The sequence below is a fragment of the Kitasatospora sp. NPDC041917 genome, assembly GCF_055589745.1.
Map to the genome: position 1 here is coordinate 234,047 of NZ_JBVJBI010000007.1, position 24,130 is coordinate 258,176.

The window sequence follows — 24,130 nt, forward strand, 5'->3', positions numbered from 1 at the left end:
GCGCGGCCCCCGGCCGAGCGGCGCTCAGCGGGCGGGGCGGAGCCAGACGGTGGAGAGCGGGGGGAGGACCAGTTCGGCGGAGCGCGGCTGGCCGTCCCACTCCACCGGCTCGGCCTTGACCGGGTGGGAGTTGCCGACGCCGCTGCCGCCGTACTCCTCGGCGTCGGTGTTCAGTGCCTCCTCCCAGAGCTGCTCGCGGCCCGCCAGCCGGGGCAGGCCGACCCGGTGCCCGTGCCGGACGACCGGCGAGAAGTTGCAGACCGCGACCAGCGGCGAGCCGTCGGCCGCGTACCGGACGAAGGAGAGCAGGTTGTCCTCGGCGGCGCCGCCGTCGAGCCAGCGGAAGCCGTCCGGGACGGTGTCCAGCTCCCACAGTGCCGGGGTGTCGAGGTAGCACCGGTTGAGGTCGCCGACCAGCCGGCGCACCCCGAGGTGGTCCCGGTGGGCCGGCCACTGCTCGTCGAGCACCCACCACTGCGGGCCCTGCTCGTGGTCCCACTCCGCGCCCTGGGCGAACTCCTGCCCCATGAACAGCAGTTGCTTGCCCGGGTGGGACCACATGAAGCCGAGGTAGGCGCGGTGGTTGGCGCGTTGCTGCCACCAGTCGCCGGGCATCTTGGAGACCAGCGCCTGCTTGCCGTGCACCACCTCGTCGTGGGAGATCGGCAGGACGTAGTTCTCCGAGTAGGCGTACACCATCGAGAAGGTGATCTCGTTGTGGTGGTACTTGCGGTGCACCGGCTCCTTGGAGATGTAGACCAGCGAGTCGTGCATCCAGCCCATGTTCCACTTCAGCCCGAAGCCGAGGCCGCCGGCGTCGGTGGGCCGGGTGACCCCGTCCCAGGCGGTGGACTCCTCGGCGACGGTGATCACGCCCGGGCAGCGGCGGTAGACGGTGGCGTTCATCTCCTGGAGGAAGGAGGCCGCGTCGAGGTTCTCCCGGCCGCCGTACTGGTTGGGCGTCCAGTCGCCGCCCTCGCGGGAGTAGTCGAGGTAGAGCATCGAGGCGACGGCGTCCACCCGCAGGCCGTCGATGTGGAACTCCTCGCACCAGTACACCGCGTTGGCGACCAGGAAGTTGCGCACCTCCTTGCGGCCGTAGTCGAACTCCAGCGTCCCCCAGTCCGGGTGCTCGGCGCGCAGCGGGTCGGCCGGCTCGTACAGCGGCTCGCCGTCGAAGCGGGCGAGCGCGAAGTCGTCCTTGGGGAAGTGCGCGGGCACCCAGTCGACGATCACGCCGATGCCGTGCCGGTGCAGGGTGTCCACCAGGTGGCGGAAGTCGTCGGGGCCGCCGAGCCGGGCGGTGGGGGCGTAGTAGCCGGACACCTGGTAGCCCCAGGAGCCGCCGAAGGGGTGCTCCATCACCGGCATGAACTCCACGTGGGTGAAGTTCAACTCCTGGAGGTAGCGCGGCAGTTCCTCGGCGATGGCGCGGTAGGTGGTGAGGTCCGGGCGCCAGGACGGCAGGTGCAGCTCGTACACCGACATCGGTGCCCGGTGGTGCGCCGAGCGGGCCCTGCGGGCCATCCACTCGCCGTCCTGCCACGTGTGGTCGGAGGAGGTGACCACCGAGGCGGTGCCGGGCGGGCACTGGGCGGCCCGGGCGAGCGGGTCGGCCTTGTCCAGCACCCAGCCCTGCCGGGTGTGCACCTCGTACTTGTAGGTGGCGCCCTCGGCCAGGCCGGGGACGAACAGCTCCCAGATCCCGGACGAGCCGAGCGAGCGCATCGGGTGCCCGGTGCCGTTCCAGTGGTTGAAGTCGCCGATCAGCCGCACCCCGGCGGCGTTCGGCGCCCAGACCGCGAAGGCGGTGCCGGCCACCCCGTCGACGGTGCGCACGTGCGAGCCGAGCGCCCGCCACAGCTGTTCGTGCCGGCCCTCGGAGATCAGGTGCAGGTCGAGTTCGCCGAGGGTGGGCGGGGTGCGGTAGCCGTCGTGCTGGCGCAGCGGCTCGCCGTCGGGGTACGTCACCAGCAGGGTGTAGTCCGGCGGATCGCCGCCGGCCACCAGGCCGGTGAACAGTCCGCCCTGCTGGTGGGTGAGTTCGGCCGGGCCCTGGGTGGTCTCCACGACCACCCGTTCGGCGAACGGGCGCAGCACCCGGATCGCCGTGCCGCCGAGCACCGGGTGTGCGCCGAGCAGGGCGTGCGGGTCGTGGTGCTGCCCGCCGACCAGCCGGTCCACCTCGGACGGCGGCAACGGTGCCTCGGGCAGCCGCAGCGCCCCGGCGGGGGCCGGGCGTCCGGCCTCCCGGGGTTCTCCGGCGGCGGGCCGGGGGGCGGGCCGGGGCGAGGGTGGAGGCTCGGAGGCGGTCCCGGCGTCCTCCTCCTCGGTCGCCCGGCGCGCTTCGCGGTCGTGGCCGGCGCGCCCTTCGGCCGCCCGCCCTTCGGCTGGGAGCGGTCCGGCCAGGAAGGTGGCCGGTACGGTGCGGGTGGGGCGGCCGGTCGGGTCGATCGGCGTCACGGCGGGGTCCTCCTGCGACGGGGGTGGGCGAACTCCTGCGGGCGGTACGGGAAGCGGGGGGTCAGACGGACAGGGCCAGCCGGTTGATCGCGGCCAGCGGGATCGGCAGCCAGCTCGGCCGGTGCCGGGCCTCGTACACCACCTCGTACACCGCCTTGTCGATCTCCAGCGCGCGCATCAGCTCCGGCGAGGCGGCCGGGTCGGCGCCGCCGCCGGCGGTGTAGCCGGCGCAGTAGGCGGTGCGGTTGCGCTGGGCCCAGGCAGCGGCCAGGTGGGCCAGCTCCGGGTCGACCGGGCCGCCGGCCAGCAGGTGGGCGGCCGCGTAGTCGAAGGAGCGCAGCATCGCGGCGACGTCGCGCAGGGCCGGCTGCGGCTCGCGGCGCTCGTTGACCGACTTGGCCGGCTCGCCCTCGAAGTCCAGCAGCACCCAGCCGTGCGGGGTGCGCATCGCCTGTCCGAGGTGCAGGTCGCCGTGGATGCGCTGGACCGGCAGGCCGTCCGGGTGGGCGTCGGCGAGCTGCTGGAAGGCGGCGCGCAGCGCGGCCCGGAAGCGCAGCAGCCCGGGGACGGCGGCCACGGCGCTGTCCAGCCGGTCGGCCATCGCGCCGGCCAGGCGTCCGGTCTGGGTGCGGTCGAGCCGGGCGACCGGCATCGAGCGGGCCAGCACCCGGTGCACCTCGGCGGTGGCCCGGCCGAGCCGGTGCGCCTCGATGGCGAAGTTGCCCGGGGACCGGTCGCCCTTGAGCCGGCCGACCTGGTCGAGGGCCAGTTCCCAGCCGTCCTCGGCGTCCGGCAGGTAGCGCTGCAGCAGCCCGAGGGTGGCGGGCTCGGCGCGCTCCATCCGGCTCTCGAACCAGGCGGCGACCCGGGGGATGCGGGTGGACCCGGCCCGGGAGAGCGCGAGCGAGAGTTCGAGGTCGGGGTTGGTGCCGGGGTGGATGCGGCGGAACAGCTTGAGGATGTACGAGGTGCCGTAGATGACCGAGCTGTTGGACTGCTCGGCGGTGGAGGCGCGGCCGGGGAGGTTGGCGGGCAGCCCCGAGCCGGGGGTGCGGCGGAAGGAGAGCGCGCCGAAGCGGTCGCCGGTGGCCAGGTGTTCCAGCAGCCGCCCGGTGAGTTCCGGGTCGTGCACCGCGTCGTAGAGGGTCGCGCCGTCGTACGGGCCCTGGCTGAGCCGGCCGAGTACGGCGCCGGGCCCGATGTCCCCGAGCCCGCCGGAGCGGATGCCGAGCAGCAGTTGGTAGATGTCGCCGTGCGGGGCGCCGGCCGTGGTGGCGTGCTCGACCCGTAGCAACAGGTGGAGCAGGGCCGGGTCGCCGACCTGCAGCGGGGTGCCGACCACCGGGGTGAGGCCGGTGATGGGCCGCCCCTTGCCGGCGTACCAGCGCTGGGTGGGCAGCCACGCCGCGATCAGCGGCAGGGCCGCCTGGACGAGTTCGCTGACGCCCAGGGCGGTTCTCCGGACCCCGGCGCCCCGGGTGCCCGCCGCGGCGGCGGAACCGGCGGGGGCGCCGTCCTGGAGGTGGGCTTGAGAACGGGAGGTTTCGGACATGGCTCCCTTTCCCCGGAAGCACGCGGACTGCCCGACGGGTCGTGGCCGGGTCCGTCAGTCTTCCGGATTGCGGCGGCGCGGCGGTCGCGGCACGCGAGCACGGCTCGGGTGTCACGCCTTCGTGTGGGTGGCCGTTGGGCTGTTCTCCGTACGCGGTGGTGCAGAGAACTCCGGGGGCGCGGGGGTTCAACTCGCGCCCCCGGAGGGTCTGATGGTGCTGTTCACGCTGGTGTGCGGCGTGCGGCGGATCGTTACTTCGATCGCCTGGTCCCGCTCAGGCGCGGGGGCTGCCGGAGCTGGAACCAGTAGAAGCCGTGCCCGGCCAGGGTGAGCAGGTAGGGCCACTCGCCGATCGACGGGAAGCGCACCCCGCCGATCAGCTCGACCGGATACCGCCCGCCGTACTGCCGCAGGTCCAGCTCGGTCGGCTGCGCGAACCGCGAGAAGTTGTTCACGCACATGACCAGGTCCCCCTCGTGCTCGCGCACGAAGGCCAGTACGGCGGGGTTGCTGGAGGGCAGTTCGGCGTAGCCGCCGAGGCCGAACGCCGGATTGAGCTTGCGGATCTCGATCATGCGACGCGTCCAGTGCAGCAGCGAACTCGAACTGCTTTGCTGCGCCTCGACGTTGGTCACCTGGTAGCCGTACACCGGGTCCATGATGGGCGGCAGACTGAGCCTGCCCGGGTCGGCGGAGGAGAAACCCGCGTTGCGGTCCGGGGTCCACTGCATCGGGGTGCGCACGCCGTCCCGGTCGCCGAGCCAGATGTTGTCGCCCATGCCGATCTCGTCCCCGTAGTAGAGCACCGGGGAGCCGGGCAGGGAGAGCAGCAGGGCGGTGAACAGCTCGATCTGGTTGCGGTCGTTCTCCAGCAGCGGGGCGAGCCTGCGGCGGATGCCCACGTTGGCGCGCATCCGCGGATCCTTGGCGTACTCCGCGTACATGTAGTCGCGCTCCTCGTCGGTGACCATCTCCAGGGTCAGCTCGTCGTGGTTGCGCAGGAAGATGCCCCACTGGCAGCCGCCGGGGATCTGCGGGGTCTTGGCGAGGATCTCCGACACCGGGTAGCGGGACTCCCGGCGCACCGCCATGAAGATCCGAGGCATCACCGGGAAGTGGAACGCCATGTGGCACTCGTCGCCGCCGGAGGCGAAGTCGCCGAAGTAGTCGACGACGTCCTCCGGCCACTGGTTCGCCTCGGCGAGCAGCACGGTGTCCGGGTAGTTGGCGTCGATCTCCTTGCGGACCCGTTGGAGGAACTCGTGGGTCTCCGGCAGGTTCTCGCAGTTGGTGCCCTCGCGGGCGAACAGGTACGGCACCGCGTCCAGCCGGAAGCCGTCGATGCCGAGGTCGAGCCAGAACCGCAGCCCGGCGATCATCTCGTCCTGGACCCGGGGGTTGTCGTAGTTGAGATCCGGCTGGTGCGAGAAGAAGCGGTGCCAGAAGTACTGCTTGCGGACGGGGTCGTAGGTCCAGTTGGACGTCTCGGTGTCGACGAAGATGATCCGGGCGTCCGGGTACTGCTTGTCGTCGTCGGCCCACATGTAGAAGTCGCCGTACGGCCCGTCCGGGTCCGTCCGGGAGGCCTGGAACCACGGGTGCTGGTCGCTGGTGTGGTTCATGACGAAGTCGATGACGATGCGCATGCCGCGGGCGTGGGCGGCGTCGACGAACTCCATGAAGTCGGCGAGGTCGCCGAACTCCGGCAGCACCGAGGTGTAGTCGGACACGTCGTACCCGCCGTCGCGCAGGGGCGAGGCGAAGAACGGGGGGAGCCAGAGGCAGTCGATCCCGAGCCACTGGAGGTAGTCGAGCTTGGCCGTGAGCCCCTTGAGGTCCCCGACCCCGTCGCCGTTGCTGTCCTGGAAGGACCGCACCAGCACCTCGTAGAAGACCGCACGCTTGAACCAGTCGGGGTCGAGCGTCTTCTTCGAGGTCTCGGGGAAGGTGTCGGGGACGGGCTCGTTCACTGTCACGCTGGGTTCCTCCGAACCGTGAGGAGGTGAGCCGGCTCGGCTGAGGGATCGAGCCGGACGTAGTTGTGCCGGCCCCAGGTGAAGACGGCGCCGGTGAGCTCGTCGTGCACCGCGTACGGGCCGTCGCCGTCCAGCGTGACGGTGGCCTCCTGGACGTGGTGCGGGTCGAGGTTCACCACGGTGATGACCTGGTCGGTGAGCCCCTCGGGGGTGGTCGCGGTCTTGGAGTAGGCGAGCACCTGGTCGTTGTCGGTGGGGTGGAAGCGCAGGTCGCGCAGCTGCTGGAGGGCGGGGTGGCGGCGGCGCAGCCGGTTCAGCACGGTCAGCAGCGGGGCCAGGGTGTCGGTGCGGCTCCAGTCGCGCGGGCGCAGTTCGTACTTCTCCGAGTGCAGGTACTCCTCGGAGCCCGGGTGGGCCGGCTCGTCCTCGTACAGCTCGTAGCCGGCGTAGACGCCGTAGCTGGGGGAGAGGGTGGCGGCGAGCACCGCGCGGACCGCGAAGGCGGCCCGGCCGCCGTGCTGGAGGTACGCGTGCAGGATGTCCGGGGTGTTGGTGAAGAAGTTGGGCCGCATGTAGGCGGCGGCGTCACCGGTGAGTTCGGTGAGGTACTCGGTGAGTTCCGGTTTGGTGGTGCGCCAGGTGAAGTACGTGTACGACTGGTGGAATCCGATCTTCGCCAGGGTGTGCATCATCGCCGGGCGGGTGAAGGCCTCCGCCAGGAACACGACGTCGGGGTCGGTCCGGGCGACGTCGGCGAGCACCTTCTCCCAGAACGCCACCGGTTTGGTGTGCGGGTTGTCGACCCGGAAGATCCGGATGCCGTGGGACATCCAGAACCGGAGGATCCGGATGGTTTCCTTGACGATTCCGTCCATGTCCTGGTCGAAGTTGACCGGAAAGATGTCCTGGTACTTCTTCGGCGGATTCTCGGCGTACGCGATGGTGCCGTCCGCGCGATGGCTGAACCATTCCGGGTGCTTGTTCACCCAGGGGTGGTCGGGGGAGCACTGGAGGGCGAAGTCCAGCGCCACCTCCAGGTGCAGCGCCCGGGCCTCGGTGACGAAGTGGTCGAAGTCCTCGATGGTGCCGAGGTCCGGGTGGACCGCGTCGTGGCCGCCCTCGGGGGAGCCGATCGCCCAGGGCGAGCCGACGTCGTGCGGGCCGGCCGTCAGGGTGTTGTCCGGGCCCTTGCGGAAGGCTCGGCCGATCGGGTGGACCGGCGGCAGGTAGACCACGTCGAAGCCCATCGCGGCGACGGCCGGCAGCCGCTCGGCGGCGGTGCGCAGGTTGCCCGGGCGCGGCGGCTCGACGCCGGTCGGGTCCACCACGGCGCCCTCCGAGCGGGGGAAGAACTCGTACCAGGAGCCGAACAGCGCGCGCTCGCGGTCCACCTGGAGCGGCAGCGGGCGGGAGGCGCTGAGCAGCTCGCGCAGCGGGTGGCGGACCAGCACGTCGAGCACCTCGGGGGCGAGCGCGGCGGCCAGCCGGGACAGCGGCGGCATGGTCGGGTCGCGCAGCGCGTCGGCGGCGGCCAGCAGGTCGGCGCGGCCCTCCTTCTTGGGCACCCCGGCGGCGGCCCGTTCCAGCAGCCGGGCGCCCTCCTCCAGGACCAGCGCGGTGTCGATCCCGGCGGGCAGCTTCACCGCGGCGGTCTTGCGCCAGGTGGCGACCGGGTCGCTCCACGCCTCCACCAGGTACGACCAGCGCCCGGGCGCGGTCGGGGTGACGTACGCGCCCCAGCGGTCGGTGCCCTCGGCCAGTTCGCGCATCGGCGTCCACGGGCCGCTGCGGCCGCGCGGGTCGCGCAGCACCACGTTGGCGTTGACGGCGTCGTGGCCCTCGCGGAAGACGGTCGCGGTGACCGGGAAGGTCTCGCCGACGACGGCCTTGGCCGGGCGGCGGCCGGCGTCGACGAGGGGACTGACGTCCAGGACGGGGATGCGGCCGATCACGGTGTCGCTCTCTGTCGTCTTGCGGGCGGAGGGCTTGGTGGAGGGCTTGGTGGAGGGCTTGGCGGCGGCCTTGCCGACGGTCCTCCCGGCGGGTTCGGCCGCGGTCCGGCGGGCGGTCGCCGGTTCGGCGGGCGCCTTGGCGCCGGCCGTCCGGCGGCGCGGCGCGGGATCGGCCCCGGTGCCGGCCTTCGGGGTGGTGGCCGACGCGGTGGCGGTGCTGCGGCGCGTGGTGGTGCGCCGGCGGGGCGTCGCGGTCCGGTCCTCCTCGCTCCCGGGGTGTCGGGTCGCGGAGGGCTGTGCCGCGGGGGGCTGGGCTTCGGAGGATCCGCCACCGCCCGCCCCGGACGCCCTCGGCGCCGGCATCGCCGGATCTGTCCGAGTGTCAGAATCCATCCGTCCGGCGGATTCCGCGACCGCTGCGTCGAGGCCTTCGGCCACCGGTGTGGACTGGTCCCGCGTGTCGCCGTGCATGCCAAGCTCCTGCCCGAGATCGGCGGCAGCTCCCCGCGGGCCGGGGTCGGGCCGGGGGAGTACCGGAGGACTGCTGGGTGGGGAGGACGTGCCACCGGAGCCTGCCCGCGCCGCTGTTCCCGGCAACCTGCCCGGCGCCCGCCGAGCCGGTGGTGGGACGCCCCGGAGCCCGTGTGCGTCCCGGCGCACGCCTGCGCGGGCCACGCCCCGGCCGACCCGGTCCACCCGTGAACGAGCGGGCCGGGCGTCAGGACACGCGTCCGTGCGCGGTGAGCGCCGAATGGGCTAAGAAGGACGGGAACGGCCAACACGAAAAGGATTCGGACGTGCTGCTTCGCGGGGGACGCCACCCGTCGTCGCACTCCCCACAGCACCAACGACCTTCGGTCATCCTCGCACCGGCGACAAGGTTTTTGCAGCGGTACGACAGTAGTTTCGGGCCTTCTCCCGGGTGGACGGGCCCCCGGAAATGGAGTCGTACCGAAGAGTTCACGTATTGGTAGCGCGGGCCTCCGAAATGTGCGCCGCGCGCGCCCCTCGTGCAGACCAATGCGCCGAATGCGATCTCATCAATAGCCCGAACGGATGCCCAATAGCCCACTTGACGCACTGTCGGACCGACCGCCGAGGCTACGCTTCACGCCGTGAAGGCAATCCGCAGATTCACCGTCCGCACCGTCCTGCCCGAACAACTCCAGCCGTTGCACGAGCTGGCCCTCAACCTGCGCTGGTCCTGGCACCCCGAGACCAGGGACCTCTTCCGGTCCGTGGACCCGGAGGTCTGGGCCGCGACCGGCGAGGACCCGGTACGGCTGCTCGGGGAGGTCCCGGCCGCCCGACTGGCCGCACTCGCCACGGACCGGCGCTTCCTGCGCAGACTCGGCGACCTCGCCGACGACCTGCGCGAGTACCTCACCGGCCCCCGCTGGTACCAGAACCGGCAGCAGTCCGACGCCGCCCCGCTGCCCGCCGCGATCGCCTACTTCTCGCCCGAGTACGGCATCGCCGCCGCGCTGCCCCAGTACTCCGGCGGACTCGGCATCCTGGCCGGCGACCACCTCAAGGCCGCCAGCGACCTCGGCGTGCCGGTCGTCGGCGTCGGCCTGTTCTACCGGCACGGCTACTTCCGGCAGTCCCTGAGCCGGGACGGCTGGCAGCAGGAGCGCTATCCGCTGCTCGATCCGGACGAACTCGCGGTCAGCCTGCTGCGGGAGGCCGACGGCACCCCCGGCCGGGTCGACCTCGCCCTGCCCGGCGGCCGCACCCTGGCCGCCCACATCTGGAAGGCCCAGGTCGGGCGGGTCCCGCTGCTGCTGCTCGACTCCGACATCGAGGCCAACTCGCCCGCCGAGCGGGACGTCACCGACCGGCTGTACGGCGGCGGCAGCGAGCACCGGCTGCTCCAGGAGATGCTGCTCGGCATCGGCGGCGTCCGGGCGGTGCGCACGTACTGCCGGCTCACCGGGCACCCCGCCCCCGACGTCTTCCACACCAACGAGGGCCACGCCGGTTTCCTCGGCGTCGAACGCATCCGCGAACTGATCGCCGACGGCCGGGCCGGCCTCGACTTCGCCGCCGCCCTGGAGGCCGTCCGGGCCGGCACCCTCTTCACCACCCACACGCCCGTCCCGGCCGGCATCGACCGCTTCGACCGCGAGCTGGTCGCCCGCCACTTCGGCGGCGACGCCACGCTGCCGGGCGTACCGGTCGACCAGGTGCTCGCGCTCGGCGCCGAGAGCTGGCCCGACGGGGACCCGAAGCTCTTCAACATGGCCGCCATGGGCCTGCGGCTCGCCCAGCGCGCCAACGGGGTCTCCACCCTGCACGGCGAGGTCAGCCGCTCGATGTTCAACGGCCTGTGGCCCGGCTTCGACCCCGCGGAGGTGCCGATCACCTCGGTCACCAACGGCGTGCACGCCGCCACCTGGATCGACCCGGCGGTGGTCCGGCTCGGCGCCGCCGAACTCGGCGCCGAGCGCGCCGAGGAGGCGATGACCACCGGCGAGACCCGGCGCTGGAGCGGACTGGAACGCATCGGCAACACCGAGGTCTGGGAGCTGCGGCGCACCCTGCGGGCCCAGCTGGTGGAGGAGGCCCGCCGCCGGCTGCACGCCTCCTGGCGCCGGCGCGGGGCCGGCGCGGCCGAGCTCGGCTGGGTCTCCTCGGTGCTCGACCCCGACGTGCTCACCATCGGCTTCGCCCGCCGGGTGCCCTCGTACAAGCGGCTCACCCTGATGCTGCGCGACCCGGAGCGGCTGCGCGGACTGCTGCTGCACCCCACCCGGCCGGTGCAGATCGTCGTCGCCGGCAAGGCCCACCCGGCCGACGACGGCGGCAAGCGGCTGATCCAGCAGATGGTCGCCTTCGCCGACGATCCGGCGGTGCGGCACCGGATCGTCTTCCTGCCGGACTACGACATGGCGATGGCCCAGCGCCTCTACCCGGGCTGCGACGTCTGGCTGAACAACCCGCTGCGCCCGCTGGAGGCCTGCGGCACCTCCGGGATGAAGGCCGCGCTCAACGGCTGCCTCAACCTGTCCGTCCTGGACGGCTGGTGGGACGAGTGGTTCGACGGCCGCAACGGCTGGGCGATCCCCACCGCCGACGAGAGCGGCGGGGCGCTCGACCCGGACAGCGGCGAGGCCGAGCGGCGCGACGACATCGAGGCGGCCGCGCTCTACGACCTGATCGAGAACCAGGTCGCCGCCCGGTTCTACGACCGGGACGCCGACGGGCTGCCGCAGCAGTGGATCGCCATGGTCCGGCACACCCTGGTCACCCTCGGGCCCAAGGTGCTGGCCGGGCGGATGGTCCGGGAGTACGTCGAACGGCTGTACGCCCCGGCGGCGCAGGCCCAGCGGGAGCTGGCGGGGCAGCACGCGACCGGGCGGTTCACGGGCGCGCGCGAGCTGGCGGTCTGGAAGGCGAAGGTCCGGGAGGCGTGGCCGGCCGTCCGGGTCGAGCACGTCGAGGCGGACTGCCCGGCCGAGGCGCAGGAGCTGGGCAGCTCGCTGGCGCTGCGGGTGCAGGTCGCGCTCGGGACGCTGGAACCGGGCGACGTCGAGGTGCAGGCGGTCTCCGGCCGGGTGGACGAACGGGACCGGATCTCGGACGCCTGCCTGCTCGCCCTCAAGCCGGTCGGCGGGCCGGACCTGGACGGCCGCACCCGCTACGAGGGTTCGTTGGAGCTGTGCCGGACCGGCCCGTTCGGCTACACCGTCCGGGTGCTGCCCGCGCACCCCCGGCTGGCCTCGCCGGCCGAGCTGGGGCTGGTCGCCCTGCCGGCCGAGTCGGCCGGGATGGACGCCGGACTGCTGCGCTGACCCCGCGGGCGGCTGCCGTGCGTCCCGGGGAGGACGGCAGCCGCCCGCGGGGCCGTGAACCACGGCCGCGGCCGGGCCCGTACGTCCGGTCGGGAAGTGGGGAGGCCCGGCCGGGTGCGTGACGGCGCACCCGGTCGGGCACATTCATGGGGGCCCGGAGCCGGACCCTAGACCAGGCTGTCCCGCCAGGCCCGGTGGAGGGCGGCGAAACGGCCGGAGCCGTCGATCAGCTCCTGTGGGGAGCCATCTTCCACGATCCGGCCCTGGTCCATCACCAGGACACGGTCGGCGATCTCCACGGTGGAGAGCCGGTGGGCGATGATCACCGCCGTCCGGCCGGCCAGCACGGTGCGCATCGCCCGCTGCACGGCCTGCTCCCCGGGGACGTCCAGCGAGCTGGTCGCCTCGTCCAGGATCAGCACCGCCGGGTCGGCCAGCAGGGCGCGGGCGAAGGCCACCAGCTGGCGCTGGCCGGCCGAGATCCGGCCGCCGCGCTTGCGCACGTCGGTGTCGAAGCCGTCCGGCAGGGCGGCGATGAACTCGTACGCGCCGATGTCGCGGGCGGCCTGCTCGACCTCCGCGCGGGTGGCGCCGGGGCGGCCGATCGCGATGTTCTCGGCGACGGTGCCGGAGAACAGGAAGGACTCCTGGGTGACCATCACCACCCCGCGCCGCAGCTCGGGGGTGGCCAGGTCGCGCAGCTCCACGCCGTCCAGCCGGATCCGGCCGTCGGTCGGGTCGTAGAAGCGGGCCAGCAGCTTGGCGACCGTCGACTTGCCCGCGCCGGTCGCGCCGACCACCGCCACCGTCTGCCCGGCCGGGATCGACAGGTCGAAGGGCGGCAGCACCTCCTTGCCGGTCCGGTAGGCGAAGCGGGTGCCTTCGAAGGCCACCGCCCGGCCCTTGCCGTCGGCCCGGGGCAGCTCGACGGGCTCGGCCGGCTCGGCGACGGTCGGCTCGTGGGCGAGCAGGCCGGAGATCTTCTCCAGGGCGGCGGCGGCCGACTGGTAGCTGTTCAGGAACATCGCCAGCTGGTCGATCGGGTCGAAGAGCCGGCGCAGGTAGAGCGCGAAGGCGGTGAGCACGCCCAGCTCCAGGGCGTCGTCCACGACCAGGTAGGCGCCGAGCAGCACCACGCCGGTGGTCCACAGGTTGGCGGTGGCGCGGGAGAGGCCGACGTAGCGGGCGATCTCCAGCAGGCCGTCCGCCGTCGCGGTGGCGGACTGCTGGTTGACCACGGCGAAGGCCGCGTCGTTGGCCTTCTCGCGGCGGAAGGCCTGCACCGGACGGATGCCGTTCATGGTCTCGGTGAAGCGGACGATCAGCGAGGCCGCCGAGGTGCGCGAGCGCCGGTAGACCCGGCGCGAGCGGCGGCGGAAGGAGCGGGCGATCAGGGCCAGCGGCAGGAAGGCCGCCAGCGAGACCAGGCCGAGCCGCCAGTCCAGCACCAGCAGCAGCACCGAGATGTAGCAGACCGACAGGAAGACCGTCAGCAGCTCCTGCAGACCCTCGGAGAGCAGCTCGCGCAGCGCGTCGATGTCGCTGGTGGCGCGGGAGATGATCCGGCCCGAGGTGTAGCGCTCGTGGAAGTCCAGGCTGAGCCGCTGGGCGTGCCGGAAGATCCGGCCGCGCAGCTCCAGCACGATGTCCTGGTTGACCCGGGCGCTGATCTTGATGAACGCCCACTGCAGCACCGGGCTGAGCAGCGCGCAGAACAGGTAGGCCGCGACCACCGCGATCAGCGGGCCGGAGTCGTGCTCGCGCAGTGCCGGGATGCCGCGGTCCATCGCCACCGCGACCAGCAGCGGTCCGGTCTGGAGCGCGGCCTGCTGGACCAGGATGATCACCATCGCGATGGTGATCCGGGCCCGGTGCGGGCCGAGCAGCGAGCGCAGCAGCGCCCGGGGAGCACCCGGTGGGACGGGGATGTCCTCCTCGTCGGCGGGAGGTGCGGGCAGCTCCTCCTCGGCCGGCTCGGCGGGCCCGGTCCGGACGGGTTCGGCGGTGGTGGTCATGCGCGCCCTCCATTCGACGCGAGGGAGCCCTCCGGCACCGGGGCGGCCTCGCCCGACATCAGTTCTCGGTAGTGCGCGCAGTCGCGCAGCAGCTCCTGGTGGGTGCCGACGGCCGCGATCCGGCCGTCCGCCAGCACCGCGACCCGGTCGGCGAGCAGCACGGTGCTGGGGCGGTGGGCGACCACCAGGGCGGTGGTGGTGCCGAGGACCTCGCGCAGCGCCCGCTCGACCAGGGCCTCGGTGTGCACGTCCAGGGCGGAGAGCGGGTCGTCCAGCACCAGGAAGGCCGGGTCGCCGACCACCGCGCGGGCCAGCGCGAGGCGCTGGCGCTGGCCGCCGGACAGGCTCAGCCCCTGCTCGCCGACCTCGGTGTCCGGGCCCTGCGGGAGCTTCTCGACGAAGCCGGCCTGGGCGGTGGCGAGGGCGGTGCGCAGCTGCTCCTCGCCGGCGCCCGGGGCGCCCATCAGGACGTTCTCCCGGACGGTGGCGGAGAACAGGGTGGGCTCCTCGAAGGCGACCGCGACGAGTTCGCGCAGCCGCTGCCGGGGCAGCTCGCGGACGTCCCGGCCGTCCAGCGTGATGGTGCCGGCGGTGGCGTCGTACAGCCGGGGGAGCAGGGCGGTGAGCGTGGTCTTGCCGCTGCCGGTGGCGCCGACCAGGGCCATCGTCTCGCCGCTGCGGACGTGCAGGTCGATGCCGGCCAGCAGGTCGGGGCTGTCCCCGGGGGCGTCGGGGTAGCGGAAGCGGACGCCGGTGAAGCGGATGCCGTCCGCGGCGGCGAGTTCGGCGGCGGTGCCCGGGTCCGGGGTCTCCGGCTCGTCCATCACTTCGAAGAAGCGGTCGGTGGCGGTGGCCGCGTCGTTGCCGTAGGCGAGCAGCCAGCCGAGCGACTCGACGGGCCAGCGCAGCGCGAGCGCGGTGGAGAGGAAGGCGACCAGGGTGCCGGCGCTCAGGCCGTCGTTCGCCACCAGGTAGGCGCCGACGGCGAGGGCGCAGCCCAGCGCGATCTCCGGCAGTCCGACGGTGACCGCCCACAGGTTGGCGAGCAGGTGCGCCTTGCGCAGCTCGGTGCGGCGCAGCTCCTGGGACTGGGCGCGGAAGCGCTCGGCCATCGAGCGGTGGCGGCCGAAGGCCTTGAGGATGCGGATGCCGAGGACGGACTCCTCGACCACGGTGGCGAGGTCCCCGTTCTGGTCCTGGGCGCGCCGGGTGGCGCCGGAGTAGCCGGTCTCGAACCGCCGGGTGACCACGAACAGCGGGACGACCGGGATCAGGGCGATCAGGGCGAGCCGCCAGTCCTGGGTGAACATCAGCACCGTGCCGGCCAGGAACATCACCGAGTTGACGATCAGGAAGACCAGCGGGAAGGCCAGGAACAGCCGCATGGTGTACATGTCGGCGGTGGCCCGGGAGAGCAACTGGCCGGAGCCCCAGCGGTCGTGGAAGGAGACCGGCAGCCGCTGGAGCTTGGCGAAGAGGTCCCCGCGCATCGCCGTCTCCAGCCCGGCCAGCGGGCGGGCCAGCACCACCCGGCGGGTGTAGAACAGCGCCGACTCGACCAGGCCGAGGATCAGCAGCAGGCCGACCAGGGGCCAGAGGCCGGCGAGGTCGCGCTCGGCGAGCGGGCCGTCCACGATCCGGCCGAGGACCACCGGGACGGCGAGGGTGCTCAGCATGGCGAGCGTCGCGGCCGTCACCGAGACGGCCAGCCGGCCGCGGACGGCACGGGCGTACGGCCACAGGCGCAGCAGGGAGCGGACCGCGGAGTATCGCGGCCCGGGCCCGGTCCGGCCGGTTCCGTCGGGTTCGTCGGTTCTGCCCGGCTCCCCGGGGCCGTCGGTTCGGGGGCTTCCCTGGGGCGGGTTGTCGTGGTCCTGCCTGTTCTCGGCCATCGCGGTGAGGGTAGGCACAGAGCCCGTCACTTCTCATCCGGTTTTTCGCCCCTGTCGGTGCGGCCCGCCGAGAACCGGCCACCTGAACGGCCGGGGCGGGCGCGAAAGGACGGGGCGCGCATAGCCGTTCGTGCGGACAGGAGTGCGCCGCGCGCCTCTTGCGAGCGCCCTGCTGATCGGCCGATGACAGCTCCTGACGGACTGCCTTTGATGCGCGAGTGACAGGAGTGCACACATGACGGTCGAAACCGAACCCACCCCGGGGCCCGGCTCCGCAATCGTGCAGGTACGGGCCCAGCTCAGCCTCAGCACGACCGCGGCGCGGAACCTGGCGACGACGACCAAGTCGAAGCCGCAGATGCAGGAGATCACCTCCCGCTGGCTGCTGAGGATGCTGCCGTGGGTGGAGGTCGGCGCGGGCACCTACCGGGTCAACCGGCGGCTGAGCTTCGCCCCCGGGCAGGGCCGGGTGAGCTTCGCGAAGACCGGCTCCGCGGTGACGGTGATCGCCCCCTCGCTGGCCGAGGTTCCGGCGCTGCGCGGTTTCGAGGACGAGGAGGTGCTCGCCGAGATGGCCCGCCGGTTCGTGCAGCGGGACTTCGCGCAGGGCGACGTGCTGGTGCGGGAGGGGGCGCCGATCGAGGAGGTGTTCCTGATCGCGCACGGCAAGGTGGACCGGATCGGCACCGGCAAGTACGGCGAGCCGACCGTGCTCGGCTCGCTCGCGGACGGCGACCACCTGGGCGCCGAGGCGATCACCGAGGGCGGCGGCACCTGGCCGTACACCGTGCGGGCGAACACCTCAGGGGTCGCGATGACGCTGTCCTGGCCGGTGCTCCAGGAGCTGATCGGCCGCTCCGAGGCGCTGCGCGAGCAGCTGCTGGGCTTCGCCGCCGACGTCGCGCAGGCGCAGAACGAGCACGGCGAGGCGAGGATCGACCTCTCGGCCGGCCACCGGGGCGAGTACGAGCTGCCCGGCGCCTTCGTGGACTACGAGCTGAAGCCGCGCGAGTACGAGCTGAGCGTCGCGCAGACCGTGCTCAAGGTGCACACCCGGGTCGCGGACCTCTACAACCAGCCGATGAACCAGACCGAGGAGCAGCTGCGGCTGACCGTCGAGGCCCTGCGGGAGCGGCAGGAGCACGAGCTCGTCAACAACCCGGAGTTCGGCCTGCTCGGCAACGCCGACTTCGACCAGCGGATCCAGACCCGCGCCGGGGCGCCCACCCCGGACGACCTGGACGAGCTGCTGAGCATGCGCCGTGACACCGACTACCTGTTCGCCCACCCGCGGGCGATCGCGGCCTTCGAGCGGGAGTGCAACCGGGCCGGCGTCTACCCGTCCACCGTCGACGTCCTCGGCAAGCAGCGGCCGACCTGGCGCGGGGTGCCGATCTTCCCGTGCAACAAGATCCCGGTGTCCGACCAGCAGACCACCGCGTTCATCGCGATGCGCGTCGGCGAGGAGAACCAGGGCGTGGTCGGCCTCACCCAGGTCGGCATCCCGGACGAGGTGGAGCCGGGTCTGAACGTGCGGTTCATGGGCATCGACGAGAAGGCGATCGCCTCCTACCTGGTCAGCACCTACTACTCGGCGGCGGTGCTGGTGCCGGACGCGATCGGGGTGCTGGAGAACGTCGAGCTCGGGCACGCCCGCGGCTGAGCCCGGGCCCTCAGGCGGCGGGCGCGCGCAGCAGCCGCAGCGAGCGCCCGCCGAGCACGACGGCGCCGCGCGGGCACGGTCCGTCCGGGCCCGCGGCGGTGTCGACCACCGTCTCCCAGCCGACCGCCGCCTCCCGCCCGACCGCCGCCTCCCGCCCGGCCGGCGCCTCCCGCCCGGTCATCGGCTCCCGTTCGGCGGCCGGCGCCGCGCGGGGCTCGCCGGGCAGGGTGAACACCACCGGTTCGTGGCCCGCGTTGAGCAGCAGCAGGAAGCTGTCGTCGCTGAGCGGCAGCCCGGCCTCGTCCCGTTCGGACAGCGCGGTGCCGCAGAGCAGCATGCCGAGGCAGGCGGTCGGCGCGAACCAGTCGGCCTCGGTCATCTCGGTGCCCCGCGGGGTGAACCAGACGAGGTCGGGCCGGCCGCCGGGGCCGGTGGCGCGGCCGGAGAAGAACGCCCGGCGGCGCAGCACCGGGTGGGCCCGGCGCAGCCGGACCAGCCGGGCGGTGAGCTCGCACAGCTCCTGCCAGCCGGGCTGCTCCAGCAGCGACCAGTCCAGCCAGCCGACCTCGTTGTCCTGGCAGTAGGCGTTGTTGTTGCCGCCCTGGGTGCGGCCCAGCTCGTCGCCGGCGGTGATCATCGGGACGCCGGCGGAGAGCAGCAGGGTGGCCGTCAGGTTGCGCAGCTGGCGCAGGCGCAGGGAGTTGACCGCCGGGTCGGCGGTCTCGCCCTCGGCGCCGTGGTTCCAGGAGCGGTTGTCCTCGGTGCCGTCCCGGTTGTCCTCGCCGTTGGCCTCGTTGTGCTTGCGGTCGTAGGAGACCAGGTCGCGCAGGGTGAAACCGTCGTGCGCCGTCACGTAGTTGACCGAGGCGCCCGGGCGGCGGCCGGCCCGCTGGTAGAGGTCGGAGGAGCCGGAGAGGCGGTAGCCGAGCTCGCGCACGTCGGGGCGGGCGCCGCGCCAGAAGTCCCGTACGGTGTCGCGGTACTTGTCGTTCCACTCGGCCCACAGCGGGGGGAAGCCGCCGACCTGGTAGCCGCCCGGGCCCACGTCCCAGGGCTCGGCGATCAGCTTCACCCGGCTGAGCAGGGGGTCCTGGGCGACGGCGGCGAGGAAGGGGTGGTCCATGTCGACGGCGTCGCCGCCGTTCGGACCGCCGCGGGCCAGCGCGGCGGCCAGGTCGAAGCGGAAGCCGTCCACGCCCATCTCGGCGACCCAGTAGCGCAGCGAGTCGGTGATCAGCCGGATCACCTGGGGGCGGCGGGTGTCCAGGGTGTTGCCGCAGCCGGTGTAGTCGGCGTAGCCGCGGGGGCGGTTGGGCGGGAGGCGGTAGTAGGCGGCGTTGTCGATGCCGCGCAGCGAGAGCGCCGGGCCGAGTGCGCCGCCCTCGGCGGTGTGGTTGAACACCACGTCCAGGATCACCTCGATCCCGGCGGCGTGCAGGGCGCGGACCATCCGCTTGAACTCGCCGACCTGGCCGCCGCGGGAGCCGGAGGCGGAGTAGCCGGCGTGCGGGGCGAAGTAGCCGATCGTGTTGTAGCCCCAGTAGTTGACCAGTCCGCGGGCCTGCAGGTGGTCCTCGCTGGCGTGCTGGTGCACCGGCAGCAGCTCGACGGCGGTCACCCCGAGGCGGGTGAGGTGGGCGACGGCGGCGGGGTGGGCGAGGCCGGCGTAGGTGCCGCGCAGCTGCGGCGGGACCTCGGGGTGGCGCATGGTGAAGCCGCGCACGTGCAGTTCGTAGAGCACCGTCTCGGCCCACGGGGTCCTCGGGCGGTGGTCGTCGGACCAGTCGTCGTCGTCGTGGACGACCACGGATCTGGGCACGTACGGCGCGGAGTCGCGGTTGTCCCGGACGGTGTCGGCGACGTCCGCCTCGGGCCAGTTGCGGACGGCGGAGCAGACGGCGTCGTGCGAGGTGTAACAGCCGTCCACGGCGCGGGCGTACGGGTCGAGCAGCAGCTTGGCCGGGTTCCAGCGGGCGCCGGTCCACGGGTCCCAGCGGCCGTGCACGCGGAAGCCGTAGCGGGTGCCGGGGTGCACGTCGGGGAGGAAGCCGTGCCAGATCTGGACGTCCTGCTCGGTGAGGTGGTGCCGGCTCTCCCGGCCGTCCTCGTCGAACAGGCACAGCTCGACGGCCTCGGCGCCGGCCGCCCAGAGCGCGAAGTTGGTGCCCCGGCGGCCGCGCCGGTCGGTGCGGCAGCGGGCGCCGAGCGGCTGCCAGCTGCCGGGCCAGGGCGGTTCGGCGGTGCGGTGCGGACCGCCGACCGGCCGTACCCCGGCTTCCAGCTCCTGCCCTGACGCCATGGCCGCACCCTCCCTGGGCGGGGTGTCCCGGACCCCGTTCACCTTCTCCTTCCCGGATTGCGCAGATCGGAAGCCGTTGAACGGGGGCTTACCGGCGGATGGCGGCCAGGGTGACGGGTTGACGGGATGGGGGGATTCCGGGGCGATCGGCGTGTCCCCGCGTCGATGCGCCTCGTTGTTCCCGGCGTCGGACGCGAACAGTGGGAGGGCCCCGGGATGCGGCGCCGAGGACGGGTGTGGGCGCGGGGCGCGGCGGCGGTGGCCTGCTGCCTTGCCGTCCTGACGGGTTGCGGCGGCGGTGGCTCCACGGCCGTGCCGGACGGGGACGCGGTCGCGGCCGGTGGGCACACCGCGCCGGCGGCGCCGTCCCGGGCGGTGCTCACCGTGCAGCCGGCCGACGGCGCGCAGGACGTGCAGCCGGAGGGCGCCGTCCGGGTGAGCGCCGCGCAGGGCCGGCTGGTCTCCGTCCGGCTGGCCGACGCCAAGGGCACCGAGGTGCCCGGCACGATCGCCCCGGACGGCACCGGCTGGGCGCCGGACGGCCCGCTGCCGCTCGGCACCGCGTTCACCCTGGACTCCGTCGCCGAGGACGAGCAGGGCCAGAAGGCGGCCCAGCACTCGGCGTTCACGACCGTCGCCCGGGCGCACACCTTCGTGGCCTTCTTCACCCCGGAGGACGGCTCCACGGTCGGCGTCGGCATGCCGGTGTCGCTGCGCTTCAGCCGTCCGATCACCGACCGGGCGGCGGTGGAGAAGGCCGTCCAGGTCGCCGCCGACCCGCCGGTGCCGGTGGCCGCGCACTGGTTCGACGGCCAGCGGCTGGACTTCCGCCCGCAGCAGTACTGGGCGGCCGGCACCAAGGTCGCGGTGGCGCTGCGGCTCAAGGACGTGCAGGGCGCGCCGGGGGAGTTCGGCACCCAGAGCCGGGAGCTGCACTTCACCGTCGGCCGGGCGCAGGTCTCCACCGTCGACCTGGACGCCCACACCCTGACCGTCCGGGCCGGCCAGGGCGGCGCGGTGGTCCGGGTGCTCAAGGTCTCCGGCGGCAGCCGGGACCACTCCACCTACCGGGGCGTGATGGTGGTGTCGGAGAAGTACAAGGTGACCCGGATGGACTCGCAGACCGTCGGCATGGGCGACGAGTACGACATCAAGGACGTCCCGCACGCCATGCGGCTGACCACCTCCGGCACCTTCGTGCACGGCAACTACTGGGCCGACCCGGGGGTGTTCGGCGCCACCAACACCAGCCACGGCTGCATCGGGCTGGCCGATGCCAAGGGCGGGGCGAGCAAGGACTCCCCGGCGGGCTGGCTGTTCGAGCACACCATCCCGGGGGACGTGCTGGAGGTGAAGGCCTCGTCCGGGGACTTCGTGCCGCCGCAGAACGGGCTCAACGGCTGGAACGTGCCGTGGGAGCAGTGGGTGGCGGGGAGCGCGCTGCCGCAGGCGGTGTCGGTCGGGGCGTCCGAGTCCGGGGTTCCGTCGGCCGTGGTGTCCGTTCCGGCCGTGCCGCCGGCCGTGCCGTAAGGGCCGTTCAGGGGTCCGAGGGGGTTTCCGTCCCGTTCCGTCCCGACTTCACGCCTGCTTCACACGCCGTCAACCCGACTCCCCTCAGCTTTCACTCGGAAGGCTTAGTTATCCTGCTCCGGCGCGTCCGGGGTCCGGCCGGAAAGATCGGCCGGACAGTGCAACTCATGGGGGCACTCAGCGCGTCAAGTGAGTGAATACCGGGAGGGGAGAAACCGTGAAGACGGGTAAGACGGCCGGCGCAGCGATACGCACCACCAACCGCTACGGGCGCAGGAGTGCGATGGCGCTGGTCATGGGTGGGGTGCTGCTGCTCACCGCGGCCTGCAACGACGACAAGGGCAGCGGTTCGGGCGGTTCGGCGGCCGGCGGTGGGGCCTCGGCTTCGGCCGCGGCGGACGGGGGCGGGTCGGCCACGCCGAAGCCCTCGGCCGCGGTGCTCGCCGTCGAGCCGAAGGACGGTGCCCAGGACGTCCCGCCGAACGGGCTCCAGGTGTCCGTCTCCAACGGCAAGCTCACCACGGTCGAGGTGACCGACAAGGACGGCAAGCCGGTCGACGGGGCGATCACCCCGGACGGCTCCGGCTGGAAGCCCGCGGGGGCGCTCGCGGTCGGCATGGCGTACAAGGTGAACGCGCAGGCGAAGGACGGCGAGGGCCTGGTGGCCGCGTCCACCACCTCGTTCACCACCCTGACGCCGGACAAGAAGATCGCCACCAACGACAACATCAGCGACGGCGCCACCTACGGCGTCGGCATGATCGTCTCGGTGAACTTCAACAAGGACGTCAAGAACAAGGACGCCGTCGTCAAGGGCATCAGCATCGAGTCCAGCAACGGCACCGTGGTCAAGGGCCACTGGTTCGGCGACCGCCGGGTGGACTTCCGCCCGGAGCAGTACTGGGCGCCGGGCACCAAGGTGACCGTCAAGTACCGGCTGAAGAACGTCGAGGTCGCGCCCGGCATCTACGGCGACGTGGACAAGGACGAGCCGTTCACCATCGGCCGGTCGATGATCTCCACCGCGGACGCCAAGTCGCACCAGATGACCGTCGAGCGGGACGGTCAGAGCGCCACCCTGCCGGTCACCCTGGGCGCGGACGCCACGCCGTCCTGGGGCGGGACGATGGTGGTCATGTCCAAGGAGAAGGTCACCCGGATGAACTCGCAGACCGTCGGTCTCGGCGGCGAGTACGACATCCAGGACGTGCCGCACGCGATGCGGCTGACCACCTCCGGCACCTTCGTGCACGGCAACTACTGGGCCAGCCCGTTCGGCAAGACCAACGCCAGCCACGGCTGCGTGTCGATGCAGGACGTGAAGGGCGGCAGCGACAGCTCGGTCGCGGGCAAGTTCTTCAACGACTCGATGATCGGCGACCCGATCAAGGTCGTGAACACCAAGGAGAAGACCGTCGCGCCCTCCAACGGGCTGGGCGGCTGGAACGTGGACTGGGCCAACTGGTAGGCCCTACCCGCCGGAGGGCCCGGATACCCGGGCCCTCCGGCGAGTCCTTCGCCGCGCGGCCCGATCCTCACCCGTTGGGGTCGGGCCGCCGCGGTTTCCGGGGCGATCAGCCCCACGCGTGGCGCAACCTTTCCGGTGGCCGGGTGCGTGCAACCGGTCGGGTCCGTCGGGTCCACGGGGAGTTTCTCGGATCTTCTGAGGGAGGGAATCGACGTTGAGGTCGATACGCAGAGTGGTGGCGGTCGGTCTGGTCGGCGGGGCGATGACGCTGACGGCGGCCTGCGGCGGGGGCGGCGGGGGTACGGGGGGCAGCGCGGCCAAGGCCGACCTGGGGGCCGGCGGGGCCGCTGCCACGCCCGCGGCGGCGGTGCCCACCAGCGCGGTGCCCACCAGCGCGGTGCCGAAGGTCTCCACGGCCGCCGTGAGCATCGAGCCCAAGGCCGGCTCGGTGGACGTGGCGCCGAACGCGCTCAGGATCGGCGCGACCGGGGGCAGGCTCACCACCGTCAAGGTGAGCGACAAGGCCGGCAAGGAGGTCCCCGGCACCATCTCCGCCGACGGCGCCTCCTGGACGCCGACGGCCGGCCTGGAGGTGGGCACCGCCTACCAGGTCAGCGCGATGGCCGCGGACGCGAACGGCGCGGTCGCCACGGCGGACAGCAGCTTCACCACGCTGACGCCGACGGCGCTCGCCAAGGCCTCCGACAACGTGGACAACGACGCCACGTACGGCGTCGGCATGATCGTCTCGGTGAACTTCGGCAAGGACGTCAAGAACAAGGACGAGGTCCTGCGGGGCATCACCTTCCAGACCGACAACGGCACCGTGGTCAAGGGCCACTGGTTCAACGACCGCCGGCTGGACTTCCGCCCGGAGCAGTACTGGACGCCCGGGACCAAGGTGGTCGTGCACTACCGGCTCAAGAGCGTCGAGATCGCCCCGGGGGTGTACGGCGCGGACCGGGACGAGCCCTTCACGATCGGGCGGTCCCAGGTTTCGACGGTTGACGCCGCGGCACACAAGATGACGGTCGTACGGGACGGTGCGTCGAGCGACATCGACATCAGCGCCGGCGCACCCGAACACCCCACCTGGAACGGCACGATGGTGGTCATGTCCAAGGAGGGCGTGGTGCGGATGCAGTCCAGCACCCTGCCCGGGATGACCGGCGCGCCGTACGACCTCCAGGTCCCGCACTCGATGCGGCTCACCGACTCCGGCACGTACGTGCACGGCAACTACTGGAGCAGCAGCAGCACCTTCGGCGAGGACAACGTCAGCCACGGCTGCGTGGGCCTCAAGGACGTCGAGGGCGGCGGCGCCAGCACCTCCATGGGCAAGTTCTACGACGGCTCGCTGGTCGGCGACGTGATGGTCGTGAAGAACTCGATCCGGAAGGAGACGCTCGACCCGGCGAACGGGCTGAGCGGCTGGAACGTCCCGTGGAGCAACTGGTGACCGGCTGCTGAGGCGTGTGAGGGGTCAACCCGGGATTGACGGAAGTCGGCCCGGGTGACCCCTTCTT

The 24,130-nt window shown here is 72.8% G+C and carries 12 protein-coding genes; 5 read left to right on the top strand and 7 right to left on the bottom strand.

Features of this window, described 5'->3' with window-relative positions:
* Positions 1 to 24: 24 nt before the first annotated feature.
* The 4 genes from glgB to ACZ6EM_RS11460 form a co-directional block, all read right to left on the bottom strand.
* On the bottom strand, positions 25 to 2,463 hold the full coding sequence (gene glgB / locus ACZ6EM_RS11445) for a 1,4-alpha-glucan branching protein GlgB (protein ID WP_465772277.1): 2,439 nt from the start codon (positions 2,461 to 2,463) through the stop codon (positions 25 to 27).
* 61 nt (positions 2,464 to 2,524) lie between these two features.
* Positions 2,525 to 4,015, bottom strand: a complete 1,491-nt coding sequence (locus tag ACZ6EM_RS11450; protein ID WP_359901409.1) for a maltokinase N-terminal cap-like domain-containing protein — start codon at positions 4,013 to 4,015, stop codon at positions 2,525 to 2,527.
* 251 nt (positions 4,016 to 4,266) lie between these two features.
* Entirely contained in the window at positions 4,267 to 5,991 is a 1,725-nt protein-coding gene (gene treS, locus ACZ6EM_RS11455; RefSeq protein ID WP_380348689.1) for a maltose alpha-D-glucosyltransferase, read from the bottom strand.
* The gene (locus tag ACZ6EM_RS11460) at positions 5,988 to 7,943 is read right to left on the bottom strand and encodes an alpha-1,4-glucan--maltose-1-phosphate maltosyltransferase (RefSeq protein ID WP_401043217.1); all 1,956 of its coding nucleotides are present in this window, start codon (positions 7,941 to 7,943) and stop codon (positions 5,988 to 5,990) included. Before ACZ6EM_RS11460 ends, treS begins: the two co-directional genes overlap by 4 nt.
* A 1,115-nt stretch (positions 7,944 to 9,058) precedes the next feature.
* Here ACZ6EM_RS11460 and glgP point away from each other — a divergent pair.
* Positions 9,059 to 11,737 (top strand): alpha-glucan family phosphorylase, encoded by a 2,679-nt coding sequence (gene glgP, locus ACZ6EM_RS11465; protein ID WP_380538182.1) that lies wholly within the window; start codon positions 9,059 to 9,061, stop codon positions 11,735 to 11,737.
* Between the two features lie 167 nt (positions 11,738 to 11,904).
* Here glgP and ACZ6EM_RS11470 read toward each other — a convergent pair whose 3' ends face one another.
* Both ACZ6EM_RS11470 and ACZ6EM_RS11475 read right to left on the bottom strand, forming a co-directional pair.
* On the bottom strand, positions 11,905 to 13,752 hold the full coding sequence (locus ACZ6EM_RS11470; protein ID WP_380538180.1) for an ABC transporter ATP-binding protein: 1,848 nt from the start codon (positions 13,750 to 13,752) through the stop codon (positions 11,905 to 11,907).
* A complete protein-coding gene (locus tag ACZ6EM_RS11475) occupies positions 13,749 to 15,644 on the bottom strand; it encodes an ABC transporter ATP-binding protein (RefSeq protein WP_465772278.1) in 1,896 nt (631 codons plus the stop codon). Before ACZ6EM_RS11475 ends, ACZ6EM_RS11470 begins: the two co-directional genes overlap by 4 nt.
* Before the next feature lie 235 nt (positions 15,645 to 15,879).
* Between ACZ6EM_RS11475 and ACZ6EM_RS11480 the strand changes: the two genes are divergently transcribed.
* The gene (locus ACZ6EM_RS11480) at positions 15,880 to 17,307 is read left to right on the top strand and encodes a family 2B encapsulin nanocompartment shell protein (RefSeq protein ID WP_465772279.1); all 1,428 of its coding nucleotides are present in this window, start codon (positions 15,880 to 15,882) and stop codon (positions 17,305 to 17,307) included.
* 10 nt (positions 17,308 to 17,317) lie between these two features.
* Here the strand turns inward: ACZ6EM_RS11480 and glgX are convergent, their stop codons facing one another.
* A complete protein-coding gene (gene glgX, locus ACZ6EM_RS11485) occupies positions 17,318 to 19,606 on the bottom strand; it encodes a glycogen debranching protein GlgX (protein WP_465772280.1) in 2,289 nt (762 codons plus the stop codon).
* Between the two features lie 216 nt (positions 19,607 to 19,822).
* On the opposite strand from glgX, the gene ACZ6EM_RS11490 reads away from it, so the two are divergent.
* The 3 genes from ACZ6EM_RS11490 to ACZ6EM_RS11500 all read left to right on the top strand — a co-directional run bounded on the left by ACZ6EM_RS11490 (position 19,823) and on the right by ACZ6EM_RS11500 (position 24,063).
* Positions 19,823 to 21,136, top strand: coding sequence for a L,D-transpeptidase (locus tag ACZ6EM_RS11490; protein WP_465772281.1), 1,314 nt, complete (start codon positions 19,823 to 19,825; stop codon positions 21,134 to 21,136).
* A gap of 217 nt (positions 21,137 to 21,353) precedes the next feature.
* Positions 21,354 to 22,604 (top strand): L,D-transpeptidase, encoded by a 1,251-nt coding sequence (locus ACZ6EM_RS11495; RefSeq protein WP_452177006.1) that lies wholly within the window; start codon positions 21,354 to 21,356, stop codon positions 22,602 to 22,604.
* A gap of 214 nt (positions 22,605 to 22,818) precedes the next feature.
* The gene (locus ACZ6EM_RS11500) at positions 22,819 to 24,063 is read left to right on the top strand and encodes a L,D-transpeptidase (protein WP_465772282.1); all 1,245 of its coding nucleotides are present in this window, start codon (positions 22,819 to 22,821) and stop codon (positions 24,061 to 24,063) included.
* Positions 24,064 to 24,130: the final 67 nt, after the last annotated feature.